The organism is Methanomassiliicoccales archaeon (genome assembly GCA_026394395.1).
Taxonomy (GTDB): Archaea; Thermoplasmatota; Thermoplasmata; order Methanomassiliicoccales; family UBA472; genus UBA472.
Map to the genome: position 1 here is coordinate 209554 of JAPKYK010000001.1, position 15495 is coordinate 225048.

Consider the following 15495-nt stretch of genomic DNA (forward strand, 5'->3'; position numbering starts at 1 on the left):
GACAAGGAGGCTCATAGACATGATCGACGTGGCAGTAGCTGGAGCCACAGGCAAGCTGGGCTCCATGGTGTGCTCCCTCATCAGGGAGCAGAAGGACATGAGGCTGGTCGGCGCGGTGGTCTCCGCCGAGGGCGGGAAGGCCGGGCAGGAGCTCTACCCCGGGGTGATCGCTGTCGCTCCGGACGGGCTGGAGGAACTTTGCCGGCGCTGCAATGTGCTGGTGGACGCCACCAGCGCCGCCGCGGCCGAGCGCAACCTTCCAATCGTGGTGAGGGCCGGGGCCAACGTCGTGGTGGGCACGACGGGGCTGTCCCCGACGTTCCTGGAAAGCTTCCGTTCCACGCTGGCCAATAGCGGGCGCTCCGCCCTGATCACCCCCAACTTCTCCATCGGCGTGAACGTCTTCTGGAAGGCCTGCCAGACGCTGGCGAGGGCCCTTCCCGACTACGAGGTGGAGATAATCGAGGTCCATCACGACAAGAAGAAGGACGCCCCCTCCGGCACCGCGGTCAAGGCCGCGCAGCTGATAGCGGCGGAGACCGGTGTGACCAGAACGGTCTGCGGCCGGGAGGGCACGGTGGGCGCCAGAGGGCGGGAGATCGGCATCCACTCCGTAAGAGCCGGGGACGTGGTGGGCGAGCACACCGTGATATTCGCCGGCAACAAGGAGAGAATAGAGCTGACGCATCGGGCCCACTCCCGCATGGCCTTCGCCGAAGGCTGCGTGGCCGCTGTACGCTGGGTCGCCCCGCTGCGGGACGGAAAGGTGCACGGCATGGAAGAGGTGCTGGGACTTTGAGAAAGGTCATGAAGTTCGGCGGCACCAGCGTGGGCAGCAACGAGGCCATGCGCCGCACCGCCGACATAATCATGGCCGACGATTGCCAGAGGGCCGTGGTCGTCTCCGCCATGTCTGGAGTGACCAACTCCCTGATCACCATGATGGCCGACGAGAGCAAGGAAGTGCCGGAGTACATCAATTGGCTGAGGGGGAAGCACCTGGACGCCGCCAAGGGCAATATCTCCCAGGAACTGCTGCCGGAATACCTGGAGGAGCTGGAGCGGCGCCTGTCCGGGTTAGGCCATCTCATCCACTTGTACCGCCAGGACGAGGGCCGCATCATGTACCAGGACGCCTTCTCCAGCTGGGGAGAGCGTTTGTCGTCCCTCACCCTTTCCTACATCCTGCGCAGCCGAGGCCTGGATTCGTTGGCCTTGACCTCCGAGGAGATCGGTATAGTGGCCAGTGGTCCCCCGGGCTACGGGGGTGCGGAACTTAGCGCCACCGAGGCCAACCTCCGCCGGACGCTGGTGCCCCTACTTCAGGCGGGTAAGGTGCCCGTCATCACCGGCTACTACGGCTGCGACGGCCGAGGAAGGCCGTTGACCTTCGGGCGGGGTGGCTCCGACTACTCCGGTGCTGTCATCGGCCACGCCGTGGACGCCGACGAGGTGGAGATATGGACGGACGTGGACGGATTCATGTCCGCCGATCCCCGGGTGGTCAAGGGCGCCCGGACCATATCTGAAATGGATTACGGGGAGGCGGCCGAGCTGGCGTACTTTGGTGCCAAGGTCCTGCACCCCCGGACCATAGAGCCGGCCAAGCGCAAGGGCGTGGCGGTGCTGGTCAAGAACACCTTCAACCCCAAGGGCAGCGGCACCAGGATACACGGACTGAGCCGGGGCGGACAGGACCTGCTGCGAAGCGTGGCCCTGAAGACCGACCTGTCCATTGTGAAGGTCTACTCCTCCGAGCTGGCCTACCGGCCGGAGCTGGTGGCTAGGATGTTGGAGTCGGTCAGCTCCAACGGTGTGACCATATACGCCGTGTCCACCTCCCTGTCCACGCTGGCCGTGGTCGTTCCCTCGGAATCTGTCCCGGACGCCTGCGAGCGTCTCCGCGGGTTCCAGGAGGACGTGGAGGAGGTCAGGGTAAAAGAGAACGTCGCGCTCATCTGCGCGGTTGGCGATGGCATGCTGGAGAGCAGCGGTGTGTCGGCCAAGATATTCACGGCCGTGGCCGACGTCGGGGCCAACGTGGAGCTCATCTCCGAGGGGGCCTCGGACATCGCCCTCAACTTCATGGTCGGCGGCGACAAGGCCGTGGACGTGGTCAGGAGACTGCACGAACTTTACATAGGTGCTTGAATGAGAGAATTCCAGAGCAAGAAAGGAATCATGTCGATAGCTGGCGTTCCAGCCACCAAGATAGCCGAACGTTTCGGCACTCCGGTGATGGTGACGGACGAGGCGGCCCTGAGGCAGAACTACCGGACGATATACAAGGCGTTCAACGACCGCTTCCCTACCAGGATCTACTTCGCCTGCAAGGCCAACACCAACCTGAGCATACTGCGGGTGCTGGAGCAGGAAGGCTCCTGTATAGACACAGTGTCCATCGGGGAGGTGGAGGCCTGCCTGCGCGCCGGCTTCGTCCCCGAACGCATACTGTACACCGGCGTCAGCGTCTCCCCGGCGGAGATGAGCGCCGTGGTGGAAAGAAAGGTCCCCATCAATGTGGACTCCGTGAACGGGCTACGGCGCCTGGCCAGGCTCAGTCCCAAGCACCCCATATCCCTACGGGTCAATCCGGACGTGGGTTCGGGGCACTCCCAGAAGGTGGTCACCGGGACCAAGGGCGCCAAGTTCGGAATACCCAAGGAGGAGATCGTCGCGGCCTACTCCGAAGCGTTAAAGCTGGGATTCCTGCCCCGCGGGCTGCACGCCCACACCGGCTCCGGCGGAAGCGATCCGGCCGTGTTCGGCCGGGTGACCGAGGTGCTGGTCGAGATCTCTGAAAAACTGAGGTCCGAGCTGGGGCTCCAACTGGAGTTCATCGACATAGGCGGAGGCATCGGCATACCGTACCGGCCGGAGGAGAGGCCCACCGACCTGGACGCGGTGGCCGAGGAGGTTACGTCCAAATTGAAGAACAGCCACGTGCGGACGCTGATCATCGAGCCCGGCCGTTACATAGTCGCGGACACCACCGTCCTGTTGACCAGGGTCAACGACGTCAAGTCCACTCCGGTCAAGGACTACGCGCTGGTGGACGCCGGGTTCAACACTCTGATCCGCCCGGCCTTCTACGATTCCTATCATCACGTGGCCGTGGCCAACAAGTTCGACCGGGAGCCCATGGCCAAGTACGACGTGGCCGGCCCCATCTGCGAGAGCGGGGACTACCTGGCCAAGGAGCGCATGTTGCCCATAGTGGACGTGGGAGATCTGCTCTGCGTCTACGACGTGGGGGCTTACGGGTTCACTATGTCATCCAATTACAACAACAGGCCCCGCTGCGCCGAGGTACTGGTGCTGGACGGAAAATCCTCATTGATACGCGAGAGGGAGGAGATCAACGACCTCTTCCGCCATCAGAAGGTACCGGCGAGGCTGAGGGCATGAGGTTCTGGAAGTATCACGGGATCGGGAACGATTTCGTGCTCGTGGAGAACTTCGACGGCGCCGTGCCCAAGGACCTGGAGTTCGTCAAGGCCATGTGCCACCGCCGCTTCGGGGTGGGCGCGGACGGTGTACTCTATCTTGAAAGGAGCAGCAAGGCCGACTTCGCCATGGGGGTCATGAACTCCGACGGGAGCGAGGCGGAGATGTGCGGCAACGGCATCCGCTGCCTGGCCAAGCACGTATACGACCAAGGGCACACCAGATCGAAGAAGATGAGCGTGGAGACCTTGGCTGGGATCAAGCACATACAGGTGGAGGTGGAGGGCGGCAAGGTCTCCTCCGTCACCGTGGACATGGGTCGGCCGTTGCTGGACTGCCCATCCATCCCCATGAGCTGCCAGGGAACGTTCCAGGACCGACCGGTGAGCTGCGGCGAAAGGGAGCTGCACGGCACCGCCGTCTCCATGGGCAACCCGCATCTGATAATCTTCGACACGCTTAGCGAGGAGGAGATGGACCGGCTGGGGCCGCTGGTCCACGCCCACGAGCTCTTCCCCCGCCGGACCAACGTAGAATTCGTTAAATCGTTGGATGGGATACTGGAGGTACGGGTGTACGAAAGGGGGGCCGGATGGACCATGGCCTGCGGCACTGGCGCCTGCGCCACCGCGGTGGCCGCCGCCCTGCTGGGCAAGACCAGGTTCGACGAGGAGGTGCAGGTGCGCCTTCCCGGCGGCAGCCTGTGGATAAAGGTCTGGAAGGACCTCTCCAAGGTCACCATGCGTGGCCCGGCGACACTGGTGTTCGAAGGTCAGATGTGAGGTGTGAAGATGGGATTCGAGTACGCTAACAGGTTGAAGGCCATCCCTCCGTATCTCTTCGCCGAGATAGAGGAGAAGGTCAACAAGAAGAGGTTGGAGGGCGTGGACATCATCGATTTCGGGATCGGCGATCCGGACCTGCCCACCCCCCGGCCCGTCGTGGAGTTCATCCAGAAGGAGCTGGAGAACCCCGAGAACCACCGCTACCCATCCAGCGCCGGGGAGGCCGAGACGCGCATAGCCATCTCGGAATGGTTCAAGCGGCGCTTCGGCGTGGACGTCGATCCCAACGGCGAGGTGGCCGTGCTCATCGGTTCCAAGGAAGGATTAGCCAACATCTGCCGGGCCTTCGTGAACCCCGGGGAGAAGGTTCTGGTGCCCGACCCGGCGTATCCCGTTTACGCGCAAGGTGCGGCGCTGCTGAGCGATGCCGTCCCCGTGCGCTTCCCGCTGAACCCGGAGAAGGGCTTCCTGCCGGACATGGACAGCTTGCCGACGGACGCCCGCATGATCTACCTGAACTACCCCAACAACCCCACCGGAGCCGTCGCTGATGAGGAGTTCTTGCTGGGTGCGTCCCGCTGGTGCATAGAGACCGACACCATCCTCTGCTACGACAACGCCTACTCGGAGATGACCTTCGACGATTACGTCGCGCCGTCGGCGTTGCAGGTGGCCCAGGGCGACGGGACCATCGAGTTCCATTCGTTATCCAAAACGTTCAACATGACCGGCTACCGCATCGGTTTCGCCGTGGGCGACTCCGATCTCATAGCCGGTTTGAAAAGGGTCAAATCGCAGGTCGATTCCGGCACCCCCAAGTTCCTGCAGAGCGCGGTCGTCAAGACGCTGGGAATGTACCACGACGCGGAGAGACCGAAGATGGTGATGGACAACATCGCCGTCTACCAGAAGCGCCGGGACGTGCTGGTCAACGGACTGCGCAAGCTGGGGTTCAAGGTGGACCGGCCCAAGGGGACGTTCTACCTGTGGATGAAGGTCGACGGTCCCTCTCTGAAGTTCGCAGAGAAGATGCTCAAGGCCGGCATAGTGGTCACACCAGGCGTGGGGTTCGGTCTGAACGGCGAAGGCTACGTGCGCCTAGCCACCACACAGACCGTGGAGAGGATCGAGCAGGCCCTGGAGCGCATGGCCAAGGTCCTCTGAGAAACTATTTCCTCTTTCCCCTTTTGTAAGCCGCCTTGAGCGCTTCAACCACCGGTAGCGGTTTGCCCATGATGTAGTTCTCCAGGGCCCCGCCACCCGTGCTAACGTAGGAGAAGCGGTCGCAGCAACCGTACTTCTGAGCGGCGCTTACGGTGTGACCACCGCCGATGACGGAGAAGGCGTCGCTGGACACGGTGGCTTCCATGAGCGCCCGGGTGCCTAGGGAGAACTCCTCCCTCTCGATCACCCCAGCCGGTCCAGATATGAACACGGTGCAGGCCTTGGAGATGATGTCAGAGAACCTAGCCGTGGTCTCCTTGCCAATGTCCATTATGGGCAGTTCGGAGGGCAGGGCGCTCAGGGGCACGTCCTTTCTTTTCCCGTTCTCGTCCAGGGCCACGTCCACCGGCGTCTCGATGCGTTCTCCATATCCCTCCAGGAGCACTTTGGCGGCGGCCAGGTTCTCCTCGGTGAACTCCTCCATGAGGATGTCCTCACTCTTCTTTCCCAGGGCGATACCCTTGGCCTTCAGGAAGGCGTTGCCGGCCAGACCGACCAAGAGCACCTTGTCCGCGATGTTCTCCTTCAGCACTCGGTCCACTACCTTGATGGCGTCGGAGAACTTCGATCCTCCCAGGACGAACACGCAGGGGTGCGAGGGGTCGTCGATGACCTGCCTCAGGGCTTCCAGCTCCTTCTCCATGAGCCGCCCGGCGGCGGAGGGCAGCATGGCCTGGAATCCAACCAGGGAGCACTGGGAACGGTGGGCGGCGGCGAAGGCGTCCGAGACGTACAGGTCGGCTAAGGCGGAGAGCTCCTGCACAATCCTGGCGCGGGAATGCTCTTCCATGCTCACCTTGTTCATCTCCTCCTTCTCGTCCCTCACGTTGCGGAGCATGATGGCCTCGCCGGGCTTCAAACGGGATATGGCCTTCTTGGCCTCCTCTCCGCAGAGGTCGTTCACGTAAGGTACCTCCACGCCCAGCAGCTCGGATGTGCGGCGGGCATGGCGCTCCATAGAAGTATAGTCCCACTTCCCCGGCCGGCTCTGGTGGGCCAGTATTATCACCTTGGCCCTACGGTTGAGCAGCTCCCGGAGGGTGGGAAGTATCTCGCGTATACGGTTGTCGTTGGCCAGCTCTAGAGTGCCCTCTTTGAGCGGGCTGTTGATGTCCACGCGGTAGATGACGGTCTTGCCTTCGATCCCCAAATCGTCCAAGGTGAAGTGGTCCTTCATGGCAATGTCCCCTGGCGGCCGTGACCGGTCAGGTAACGATATCTCTGTACAGTGGATGGCGATGCAATAAAAAATGATTTGCCTGGGAATGCCAGTGACACACCGTAGCTCGCCAAGATCTGTTCGCTGCCAAGGACTAGCCTACCATCATCCTTATTATGGCCGCACGTCCTTAGTCGAATGCTGGTGATGGTGATATCTGCGATCGAGGCCAAAGGTCTTTGCAAGTGCTTCGGGGAGTTCAAAGCGGTGGACGATGTCAGTTTCGAGGTCCCTGAGAAGCAGTTTTTCGGATTACTTGGTCCCAACGGGGCAGGCAAGACCACCACCATCAGGATGCTCACTGGCGTATTGCGACCGGACTCCGGCACGGTCACCATCATGGGGCTCAACATGAAACGGGACCCCCTGCTGGCCAAAGGAAAGATAGGTGTCATTCCCGAGATAGGGAACGTGTATCCGGACCTCACCGCCCGGGAGAACCTGGAACTTTTCGGGCGCTTCTACGGTCTGTCCAAGCGTACTCGGAAGGAAAGAGCGTCCGCCCTTCTGGAGGAGCTGGGGCTGGGCGGTAGGATGGACGAACGTATCAAGCGCTTTTCCAAGGGCATGAGGCAGCGCGTGTCCATTGGCTGCGCTATCATCCACGAGCCCGAGTTGCTGTTCCTAGACGAGCCCACTGAGGGGCTGGACGTGCAAAGCCGGCGCATGATATTGGAGAAAGTAGGCAAGATGAACAAGAACGGAAGCACCATCCTGCTGACCACGCACAACATCGAGGAGGCCAGCCGACTGTGCAATCGGGTTTGCATAATCAATCACGGTAAAGTTGTGGCACTGGACACCCCGGAGCGGCTTAGGTCCGCGTTCGAAGGGGCCCAGTCCGTAGAAGTGACCTTCGACCGACTGGTGGAATGCGACCTTTTCGTTTCCCAGTGCATAACCAGGGCTGAGGCTCAGGGCAACAAGCTTCGGTTCTACACCCCCGATCCTGACCAGGCCATTAAAAGGATAATGCAGGTCCGGGACGAGCAGGGACTGACCATCGTATCCTTGAACACCCTGGCGCCCTCGCTCGAGGACGTGTTCGTGAAGCTCACGGAGATGAGTGCATGAACCTGGACATCATGGTCCGAGGGGTTCTGGCCACGACGGTCAAGGACATCAAGATCTATTACAAGAAGCCCCCGGTCTTCATCTTCGGGCTCATACTTCCCACCTTCCTGTTCTTCGCCTTCTTCGTGGGAAGGCAGCTCGACATAACGAAATACTTCCCGGGTTTCCTGGCCATGTCCCTGTTCTTCACCGCCTCCTCCGTTGGCCCGCTCATCATCCCCTGGGAGAAGCAGGCCGGCACGTTCGAACGGTTGCTGTCACTGCCGGTGAGCATTCCACTGTTGGTGCTAGGCGACACTCTGGCCGGGGCAGGTTTCGGCATGATCATCAGTCTGATCATATTCATTGCGGGATCTTTCCTCGTCCCCTTCCACCTGACTCTGGTGGCTATCGTGGCCCTTCCATTGCTCTTCATACTGGGCAACCTGTGCTTCGCCGCGCTGGGGGTGCTGCTGTCCTCGCCGGCCGGGCCGGTGCCAAGTAACATAATGATGCTGGCCGCCCTGGTCCGTTTCCCCCTTATCTTCATCAGCGGCATCTTCATCCCCCTGACCGAGATGACCGGGGCGACCCGGACGGTCACCATGTTCTCCCCCCTTACTTACCTGGTGGACGGGTTCAATCAGGCTCTGGGCAACGAAGGGGCCATCCCCCTGGCCCTGGACCTGGTGGTGCTAATGATGTTCACTGTAGCGTTCCTGTTGTCTGCAAATTACGTGCTGAAGAGGAAGGCCTTGAAAGGGTTGTGAGGGGCCAAAGCCCCGAAAAGAAGATCAGCGCAGGCCGATGGCCTTGTCGGTGCGCTCGATGGAGGCCAGGTTGTCCTTCTCCAGCTTCATCATGGAGCGTATGCAGTCCACGTTCTCCGGGACCACGTCGCTCTCCTGATGAATGGCCTGGTAGTAGTAGAGGATGGAATCGACAACTTTCACCCCGTCCTTCCACACGGCGATGTCCATGAGGTCCCCGCGCGGCCGGCCTAGGTCCTTGGCCAGCTCCATTACCTGCCCGGTGTTCTTCACCCCGTCCTTGCCGGAGATGAGCTTGACCCGGGGCGAGGAGGCCCAGACGTCCAGGACGTCCTTCTCGGTGACCTTCTTCTTCAGCTCGACGACGATGCAGTGCAGGTGCATGAGCGTCGTCGGGGTCACCACGGCCATAGTCTGGATGTCCAGCCCGTGCATGACCGTCTTCACGTCCGGCCCGTGATGCGTCGGCAGCTTGAGGGAGGGTTCGATGGCGTTCAGCGCCGCCCCCTTCTTGTCCGCCGGGTCCGCGCCGCGGCGTACCAATGAAGCGAAAACCTTCTGGATGCCGAAGGCTTGCTGCAGCGGGAACAATGTGCGCACCAGGCCGGTGGTGTTGCACGAAACGACCCTCGCCGAGGGCGCCCCCCAGGCCTCCTGATAGTTGGCCAGGGCGTTGAAGGATATCCCGGCCATCTCATGCGCCTCTCCTCCCTGGAACATGCACTTGACCCCGGCCTTCTCGTACATCGGTTTGTTCTTCTCGCCGAAACCGCCAGGGGTGCAATCCACGATGATGTCGACCTTCTTCAACAGGTCCTCCAAGGTCCCTTGGGTCTTGACCCCGGCCTTCTCAAAGCCCTCCACGTCCTCAATGTGCGCCGCGAACAAAGGATGACCCTCGCGTAGGGCGGTGGAAGCCTCGTAGGACGGTCTGGTCTTGGTGACCCCCACGACCTCCATGTCGTTCTGCCTGTTCACAGCCCAAGCCACTCTCTTTCCGATCGTGCCATAGCCGTTGATGCCGACCTTGACCTTCATGAAATCCCCTCGTTACATTTTACAAATAGCCACCGGCAGTTATCATCGTTTTGGTCTGACGATAGAAGTTGTGGATAAAAAAGATGATAAAAAGGATATAGAAAGGGTTTAGGAAGAGGTGTTTACTTGGCCTCTGCCTTGGTCTTCATCTTGCTGTACATCCTGGAGATCAGGACGATGGCAATCACAGCCACTACCGTGACGATGACAGCGTATATGATCAGGCCTATGGTTGCGTCGCCTGAGGCGCCCAGCCAGTCTATCATGAGTGCAGATATGGCTGAATTCCAGGCCAATGCAGCGACCATTCCGAAGGCCGCGGTCATCAACGCCACGATCTTGTCCATTATCTCAAGTTTCAAGCTTGCCATAAAATTCCTCCCATCTGATTGGGTTATTCATGAAAACCACTTCATCGATATTTAATGTTTATCAAAATCTGGACCGTTATCTCATACTCTTTTTGTCCGCACTGGATAACGAATGACGGTCTTCGATTTCTCTTGAGCGATCCGGTTGGGGTCGCTGATATAGATCTCGTGATGAGGCCCGTTCGATTCCAGACCTTTGGAGCACATGAACTGCCACAGCAAGGCGACGCTGACCATCTCTTGATCGTATGGTCCCACGTGCAACATATGGACGCTCGCCCCGTCCGTTCTCCTTATCAGTTCCACCTTGTTCAATTGCGGAACATCTCCCTTCTTCGCCCTCACGGCCTGCGCTGAGCGCTCGACCTCCGCCTGCCCGACGAAGTCCGGTACTATCATCATCAACGTCCAATCCATTATACCGGTCTGGCCCTCCTTCCAATAAAAGTCACCTTCCAGTGCCATGACAGAGAAGTCCCTGCCCTCCGCCTTGCCACTGGAACTTCATGGTGAACGCACACTGGTAAAGGGCACCTATGGCCGCCTGGAACTCCGTCCCGCCCGGTTTCTCATTTCCCCTGATCGCCAGGTAATTAAGCTCAGGAACGTCAAGTAGTTCCGGTTCGGTCTTGGCTTTGAAAAGCTTCGGGTGCATCTTCCGCACTCTATCTTCTCCATTGAAACACATTCTTCAAAAGGCATATCAAGGCTGCGCCGGGCACAATTGAAATATCCGGGCGGGAATGGGGGAGGCATGGGCGTGCTGAGGTCGATAGGTCAGACCGCTTATTATGGGGTCTGGTTCTTCAAGGGGCTGCTGGGCTTCAAGAAGCCTCTGGTCAACACCATGATCATCACCTACCAATGCAACCTCAAGTGCCAGCACTGCCAAATCGCCGAGAACCTTCCCCTCGTCCCCCAGCCTCACAAGATGTCGTACGAGGTGGCGATGGAGGAGATGAAGGCCTCCTTCGAGCGCGGCGCCCGGGTGCTCTTCTTCGAGGGCGGAGAGCCCACCTACTGGAATGACGGCGACCGCACCCTGCTGGACCTCATCAAGGCCGGAAAGGAGATCGGCTACTACGTCACCGGGTATACCACCAATGGCACCAACGTCTTCCATCTGGAGAGCGACGTCATCTCCGTGTCCCTGGACGGGCCGAAGGAAGTTCATGATAAGATCAGGTGCGAGGGCGTCTACGACAAGCTCATGGCCAACCTGGAGAAGGTGAACCATCCCAACGTCTTCGCCAACATGGTGGTCATGCCGGACAATAAGCACCTCATCCGGGAGACGGCCCAGATCGTGAAGGACAACCCCCACCTCAACGGGATGATGATCAATTTCCTCACCCCCCCGCCGGAGTCCAAGACCCTGACCTTGGAAGAGAAGCGCCAGGCGGTGGAGGAGATAATCGTCCTGAAGAAGGAAGGCTATCCCATTCTGAACTCCAAGAAGGCGCTCAAGGAACTGCTCATCGAGGACTATTCGGAGAGATGTCCATTCTGGGCCTCGGAATTCGTCATGCCCGACCGCAGCAAGAAGTACGGCTGCCCCATGAGGGGAGAATCGTGCAAAAAGTGCGGCTTCGACGCCGTGCGCGAGTACTCCCTGGTCACCCGCGGAAGTCCGTCTACCATATTGTCCATGGCAGGACGCTTTGCACTATCAACGAAATGATAATGAGGATCTGATTTCCCAGGACCAGCTTGAACACTTGGGGCGCCGGGCGGATGAAACGCAGTTTGTCCTCCTTGTTGTGAAGCATCCTCATCAGGCTACGAGCCATGGGTATGGTTAGAAGCAGTAGCGCGTACAGCGGGTCGAAGAGGATCAGGCCAATGATTATGGCGTACAGCACTACCAGGAGCACTGCGACGGCCTTGACCGCCCTCTCTAGTCCCAGACGCACACACCAGTCCTTCTCCCCGCCCTTCACGTGCGCCTCGTACCCAGACATCTGGTCCACGAAGCGCATGAGCATGACCGTTAGCCCTACGGTGAGGCCGAGGAGGAACATCTCCCAGAACCATTGCCCGACTATCACGTAGTAGGTGAAGAAGGACATCATGAAGAACGAGGTCCCGACGTCCAGCTCGCCCAGGCCGCGCGCCCCCAGGTTCAGCGGTGGGGCGGTGTAGAAGTAGGCCAGGAAGAAACCGACAGCTCCCAACACGATGACCAGCCAGCCTCCGTGCATTATGATCGGGATGGAGACCAGCAGCGCCCCCAGGGCGATGAGCGCGATGATGATTCGGCCGTGCCTCTCGCTCACCTCTCCCTTGTCGAAGGTGTTGCCGTCCCAGTATATCCGCTCGTCGTAGACCTCCTTGATGGTCTCCTTCAGCTCGGGGGTCATGAAGTCGAAGCGGGTGGAGTCGGTGCCGCTCTTGTGGTCGAAATAATCGTTGGTGATGTTGACGAACATGGCCAGGAAGAACACGTCCAGCGGTATCAGGAAGGCCAGGAGAAGATCTCCGTTCATCATCAGAGCGAAGGCCGCCCCGGTCACCGAGGCCATGACGAACGGAAGGGTGTAGCTGATCCTCAGCAGGTTCAAAATCTTCCGCCAGGCCACGGTCGCCTCCATAATCTCACCGTCGGGGTAAAAACCGATAGTGGATTTAACGTTTGCTTCAGAGATAACCATTGTCCTTGTATCAGGCCACCGTCTCCGCCATGCCCTCCGGCAGGTCGTACTCCGGTTCGTATCCCAGTTCCTTCCGGGCCCGCTCGATGCTGAATGCGCGGTCGCTGGTCACGCTCTCCACCGTTTTCCGCCGGTAGAGGAAGTTCTCCCAACCGAGCAGGGCGTTAAGGCTCTCTAGGGGCAGCATCATCAATTTGGCCAGGCGCTTCCCGACCCTCCACTTGGGCTCCTTCTGCCCGAATATGTTGGCAAGCACACGATACACCTCCTCGTAGGTGTACGGCCTGGCCTGGGTGATGATGAAGGTCCTGCCCGTGGAATTGGGATGGTCCAGTGCCCGCAGGAATCCTTGCACCACATCTCTCACGTGCACGAACTGGATGTAGTTCTTGCCGGAGCCGATGATGAACTTGGAGGCGAAGCCCTTGAACGAGATGATGAAGTAGTACGACAAATCGTCCACGTTGCTCGGCCCGTACATGCCGGACGGTCACAAGATCGTCCAATCCAGTCCGGAAGCCCTCACCAGCTCCTCGGCCTTGGCCAGTATCTCGGAGATGAAGTCCTCCTTTCCCCTGATGTAGGCCTCCCTATCGTTCCGGAAGCGTTCGGCCAGCTCCTCCTTCAGGACGGCGTACCTCCTGGCCTCCTCTGAGTGAGCGATGAGTCGGTCCCGGAACAGGATGTGCCTCCGGAACTCCTCCCCGCCTTCCAGTACCAGGTGCAGGTGATGGGTGCGGGGCATACCTTTTCGGAAGAACAGGCGCTCCTCCTCCCCGATGGGCACGTGCACGTACCCAAGAACGGCCAGGCGGCTGGCGAACAGTTCAGGGTCCAGCCGCTCCACAGAGGCCAGGATGTCGATCACCGGCTTAGCCTTCAGTCCGGGCACGGCGGTGCTGCCCACGTGGTCGATGCGGCGGATGTCAGTGCCGAGGGCTGAGATCAGACGCTCCCGCTCCCTCCGGAACTCTTCCTTCCAGGCGGGGTCGTGGTCTCTCAGTTCCACGATGTCCATTGCATCGATCGGCCCGGTCGCCTGGGCGGTGTCACCACCAGCATTCGTCATGCATCCCTGATTTCAGATATTCTTATATATCATGCTTGGCATGAAGTTTATCCGTGTCAAACGACAGCACGGGTGAGAAGAGATCGATGCTTTTGTCATTGCTCACTGTGGTCGTCGTCTTGTGACAGAGGACGTTCCGTACGGACGTCCTCTCCGATTGAAAAAATGAGGGGGTTAGCGAATGAAAGGTGCCAAGGCTATTCTGGAACTGCTCGAAGGGCAGGGTGTGGACGTCATGTTCGGTTACCCAGGCGGGGTAACCATCCCCATATACGACGAACTATTGGACTCGAACATCCACCACGTCCTAGTCCGTCACGAGCAGTGCGCCGCCCACATGGCCGACGGCTATTCCCGAACGACCAACAAGACCGGGGTGTGCCTGGCCACCTCCGGCCCGGGGGCCACCAACCTGGTGACGGGCGTAGCTACAGCGTACGCGGACTCCTCGCCCATGATAGTGCTGACCGGACAGGTGGCCACCAGCATGATCGGCAACAACGCCTTCCAGGAGGCGGACATCTTCAGCTTGATGATGCCCATCACCAAGCACAACTATCGCGTGCTCAAGCCCAACGACCTGCCGGAGGCCATCAAACGGGGCATGGGCATAGCCAACAGCGGGCGCAAGGGCCCGGTGCACATCGACCTACCAGTGGACGTGCAGAGAAAGGAGATCGACCCCTCCCGCCTGAACGAGGAGTTCCCCGTTCCCGCCCCCTTCGAGGACTTCTCGGCCGTCATCGAGGCGGTGAAGGTGCTCCGGGACGCGGAGAGGCCGGTGCTGCTCGTCGGCGGCGGGGCCAGATGGTCCAACGCCTCCAGCGAGGTGCAGAAGCTGGCCGAGATGCTGTTCGCTCCGGTCATCACCACAATAATGGCCAAGGCCATAATCCCCGAGGACCATCCGCTGTCATTCGGCATGATCGGCATGCACGGGCGCGAATGCTCCCGGAAAGCGCTGCTGGAAGCGGACGTCGTATTCGCCATCGGGACGCGGTTCTCGGACCGCACCATCGGCTACGACCAAGAGATGTCCAACGACACCAAGATCATCCATCTGGACATCGATCCCATGGAGGCGGGCAAGAACCCGCGCACCAAGGTCAGGCTGGTGGGCGACGCCCGCAAGGGCCTGCAATTGGTGATCAAGGGGCTCGGACGCTGCTCCAAGGGCGAGAGCGCCTGGGGCAAGAGGGTGAAGGAGCTCTACGATGGCTGCATCTGCAACATCGACATCGACGAGGAACCGATAAAACCGCAGAAGGTCATATGGGAGCTGCGGAAGGCCCTTAACCCGGACGCCTACGTGGCCACGGAGGTGGGGCAGAACCAGATGTGGGCGGCCCACTTCATGCAATTGAAGCATCCCAGCCAGTTCATCACCTCTGGCGGCATGGGCACTATGGGCTTCGGCTTTCCCGCCTCCCTGGGGGTCAAGTACGCCCACCGGGACAAACAGGTGGTGGACGTGGCCGGGGACGGCAGCTTCCAGATGGTGTTCCAGGAGCTGGCAACGGCCATGAGCGAGGACCTGCCGGTGGTGGTCTGCCTGCTCAACAACGGCTGGCTGGGCATGGTGAAGCAATGGCAGAAGCTGCAGTGGAACCGCCGCTACAGCGGCACCGAACTACGGTGCAACCCGGACTTCGTGAAGCTGGCGGAGGCCTTCGGGGCCGCCGGGGTCACGGTGACCAGGCCCAGCGAGCTGTCGGAGGCCTTCAAGACGGCCTTCGCTTCCGACGTACCCTTCGTGGTGGACGTGCGCATCGATCCGGAGGAGGACATGCTGCCCATGCTGCCAGGCGGGGTCAGCAGCGACCAAGGGACCATACGCAACCGCTGCATGTGGAACCAAAGCCGTTGAT

At 60.3% G+C, this 15495-nt stretch carries 17 protein-coding genes; 9 read left to right on the plus strand and 8 right to left on the minus strand.

Translation table 11 applies throughout. From position 1 onward, the window contains the following. The first annotated feature begins 19 nt into the window (after nt 1–19). Genes dapB through NT131_01120 form a run of 5 tightly spaced genes read left to right on the plus strand, consistent with a single transcriptional unit; the run spans nt 20 to nt 5396 of the window. Nucleotides 20–799, plus strand: coding sequence for a 4-hydroxy-tetrahydrodipicolinate reductase (dapB, locus tag NT131_01100; protein ID MCX6650246.1), 780 nt, complete (start codon nt 20–22; stop codon nt 797–799). Continuing rightward, nucleotides 796–2151: an aspartate kinase gene (locus NT131_01105; GenBank protein ID MCX6650247.1), complete on the plus strand. Its 1356-nt coding sequence runs from the start codon at nt 796–798 to the stop codon at nt 2149–2151. Before dapB ends, NT131_01105 begins: the two co-directional genes overlap by 4 nt. Then, the gene (lysA, locus tag NT131_01110; protein ID MCX6650248.1) at nt 2152–3408 is read left to right on the plus strand and encodes a diaminopimelate decarboxylase; all 1257 of its coding nucleotides are present in this window, start codon (nt 2152–2154) and stop codon (nt 3406–3408) included. Then, entirely contained in the window at nt 3405–4229 is an 825-nt protein-coding gene (dapF, locus tag NT131_01115) for a diaminopimelate epimerase (GenBank protein ID MCX6650249.1), read from the plus strand. The genes lysA and dapF overlap by 4 nt, the downstream gene beginning before the upstream one ends. A 9-nt stretch (nt 4230–4238) precedes the next feature. Then, the gene (locus tag NT131_01120; protein ID MCX6650250.1) at nt 4239–5396 is read left to right on the plus strand and encodes an aminotransferase class I/II-fold pyridoxal phosphate-dependent enzyme; all 1158 of its coding nucleotides are present in this window, start codon (nt 4239–4241) and stop codon (nt 5394–5396) included. A gap of 4 nt (nt 5397–5400) precedes the next feature. Here NT131_01120 and pgk read toward each other — a convergent pair whose 3' ends face one another. Beyond that, nucleotides 5401–6633 carry a phosphoglycerate kinase gene (pgk, locus tag NT131_01125; GenBank protein ID MCX6650251.1) on the minus strand — a complete coding sequence of 411 codons (1233 nt, stop codon included), beginning with the start codon at nt 6631–6633 and terminating at the stop codon, nt 5401–5403. Between the two features lie 180 nt (nt 6634–6813). On the opposite strand from pgk, the gene NT131_01130 reads away from it, so the two are divergent. After that, nucleotides 6814–7749 (plus strand): ATP-binding cassette domain-containing protein, encoded by a 936-nt coding sequence (locus NT131_01130; GenBank protein MCX6650252.1) that lies wholly within the window; start codon nt 6814–6816, stop codon nt 7747–7749. After that, entirely contained in the window at nt 7746–8498 is a 753-nt protein-coding gene (locus NT131_01135) for an ABC transporter permease (GenBank protein ID MCX6650253.1), read from the plus strand. Before NT131_01130 ends, NT131_01135 begins: the two co-directional genes overlap by 4 nt. A 24-nt stretch (nt 8499–8522) precedes the next feature. On the opposite strand, the gene NT131_01140 is transcribed toward NT131_01135, so the two are convergent. The 4 genes from NT131_01140 to NT131_01155 all read right to left on the minus strand — a co-directional run bounded on the left by NT131_01140 (nt 8523) and on the right by NT131_01155 (nt 10571). Continuing rightward, nucleotides 8523–9536 carry a type II glyceraldehyde-3-phosphate dehydrogenase gene (locus NT131_01140; GenBank protein ID MCX6650254.1) on the minus strand — a complete coding sequence of 338 codons (1014 nt, stop codon included), beginning with the start codon at nt 9534–9536 and terminating at the stop codon, nt 8523–8525. A 122-nt stretch (nt 9537–9658) separates the two neighbouring features. Further along, nucleotides 9659–9907, minus strand: a complete 249-nt coding sequence (locus NT131_01145) for a DUF5654 family protein (GenBank protein ID MCX6650255.1) — start codon at nt 9905–9907, stop codon at nt 9659–9661. Between the two features lie 81 nt (nt 9908–9988). Beyond that, nucleotides 9989–10324, minus strand: a complete 336-nt coding sequence (locus tag NT131_01150; protein ID MCX6650256.1) for a GyrI-like domain-containing protein — start codon at nt 10322–10324, stop codon at nt 9989–9991. Nucleotides 10325–10355: 31 nt separating this feature from the next. Further along, on the minus strand, nt 10356–10571 hold the full coding sequence (locus NT131_01155; protein ID MCX6650257.1) for a hypothetical protein: 216 nt from the start codon (nt 10569–10571) through the stop codon (nt 10356–10358). Between the two features lie 90 nt (nt 10572–10661). On the opposite strand from NT131_01155, the gene NT131_01160 reads away from it, so the two are divergent. After that, complete coding sequence (locus NT131_01160; GenBank protein ID MCX6650258.1) at nt 10662–11588, plus strand: radical SAM protein; 927 nt, start codon at nt 10662–10664, stop codon at nt 11586–11588. Here NT131_01160 and NT131_01165 read toward each other — a convergent pair. From NT131_01165 to NT131_01175, 3 genes are all read right to left on the minus strand, one after another. Continuing rightward, on the minus strand, nt 11542–12498 hold the full coding sequence (locus NT131_01165) for a prenyltransferase (GenBank protein MCX6650259.1): 957 nt from the start codon (nt 12496–12498) through the stop codon (nt 11542–11544). The genes NT131_01160 and NT131_01165 overlap by 47 nt on opposite strands. Nucleotides 12499–12568: 70 nt before the next feature. Further along, entirely contained in the window at nt 12569–13039 is a 471-nt protein-coding gene (locus NT131_01170) for an NAD-dependent epimerase/dehydratase family protein (GenBank protein MCX6650260.1), read from the minus strand. Nucleotides 13040–13048: 9 nt separating this feature from the next. After that, entirely contained in the window at nt 13049–13627 is a 579-nt protein-coding gene (locus NT131_01175) for a GrpB family protein (GenBank protein MCX6650261.1), read from the minus strand. Nucleotides 13628–13808: 181 nt separating this feature from the next. Between NT131_01175 and ilvB the strand changes: the two genes are divergently transcribed. Beyond that, a complete protein-coding gene (gene ilvB / locus NT131_01180; protein ID MCX6650262.1) occupies nt 13809–15494 on the plus strand; it encodes a biosynthetic-type acetolactate synthase large subunit in 1686 nt (561 codons plus the stop codon). The last annotated feature ends 1 nt before the right edge of the window (nt 15495 follow it).

Coding starts and splice junctions, on each gene's coding strand:
- NT131_01175 (MCX6650261.1), bottom strand. CDS start 13,627: ATGACGAATGCTGGTGGTGACACCGCCCAGGCGACCGGGCCGATCGAT.
- NT131_01160 (MCX6650258.1), top strand. CDS start 10,662: ATGGGCGTGCTGAGGTCGATAGGTCAGACCGCTTATTATGGGGTCTGG.
- dapB (MCX6650246.1), top strand. CDS start 20: ATGATCGACGTGGCAGTAGCTGGAGCCACAGGCAAGCTGGGCTCCATG.
- NT131_01150 (MCX6650256.1), bottom strand. CDS start 10,324: ATGGATTGGACGTTGATGATGATAGTACCGGACTTCGTCGGGCAGGCG.
- NT131_01140 (MCX6650254.1), bottom strand. CDS start 9,536: ATGAAGGTCAAGGTCGGCATCAACGGCTATGGCACGATCGGAAAGAGA.
- dapF (MCX6650249.1), top strand. CDS start 3,405: ATGAGGTTCTGGAAGTATCACGGGATCGGGAACGATTTCGTGCTCGTG.
- NT131_01170 (MCX6650260.1), bottom strand. CDS start 13,039: ATGTACGGGCCGAGCAACGTGGACGATTTGTCGTACTACTTCATCATC.
- NT131_01145 (MCX6650255.1), bottom strand. CDS start 9,907: ATGGCAAGCTTGAAACTTGAGATAATGGACAAGATCGTGGCGTTGATG.
- NT131_01120 (MCX6650250.1), top strand. CDS start 4,239: ATGGGATTCGAGTACGCTAACAGGTTGAAGGCCATCCCTCCGTATCTC.
- lysA (MCX6650248.1), top strand. CDS start 2,152: ATGAGAGAATTCCAGAGCAAGAAAGGAATCATGTCGATAGCTGGCGTT.
- pgk (MCX6650251.1), bottom strand. CDS start 6,633: ATGAAGGACCACTTCACCTTGGACGATTTGGGGATCGAAGGCAAGACC.
- NT131_01135 (MCX6650253.1), top strand. CDS start 7,746: ATGAACCTGGACATCATGGTCCGAGGGGTTCTGGCCACGACGGTCAAG.
- NT131_01130 (MCX6650252.1), top strand. CDS start 6,814: ATGCTGGTGATGGTGATATCTGCGATCGAGGCCAAAGGTCTTTGCAAG.
- ilvB (MCX6650262.1), top strand. CDS start 13,809: ATGAAAGGTGCCAAGGCTATTCTGGAACTGCTCGAAGGGCAGGGTGTG.
- NT131_01165 (MCX6650259.1), bottom strand. CDS start 12,498: ATGGAGGCGACCGTGGCCTGGCGGAAGATTTTGAACCTGCTGAGGATC.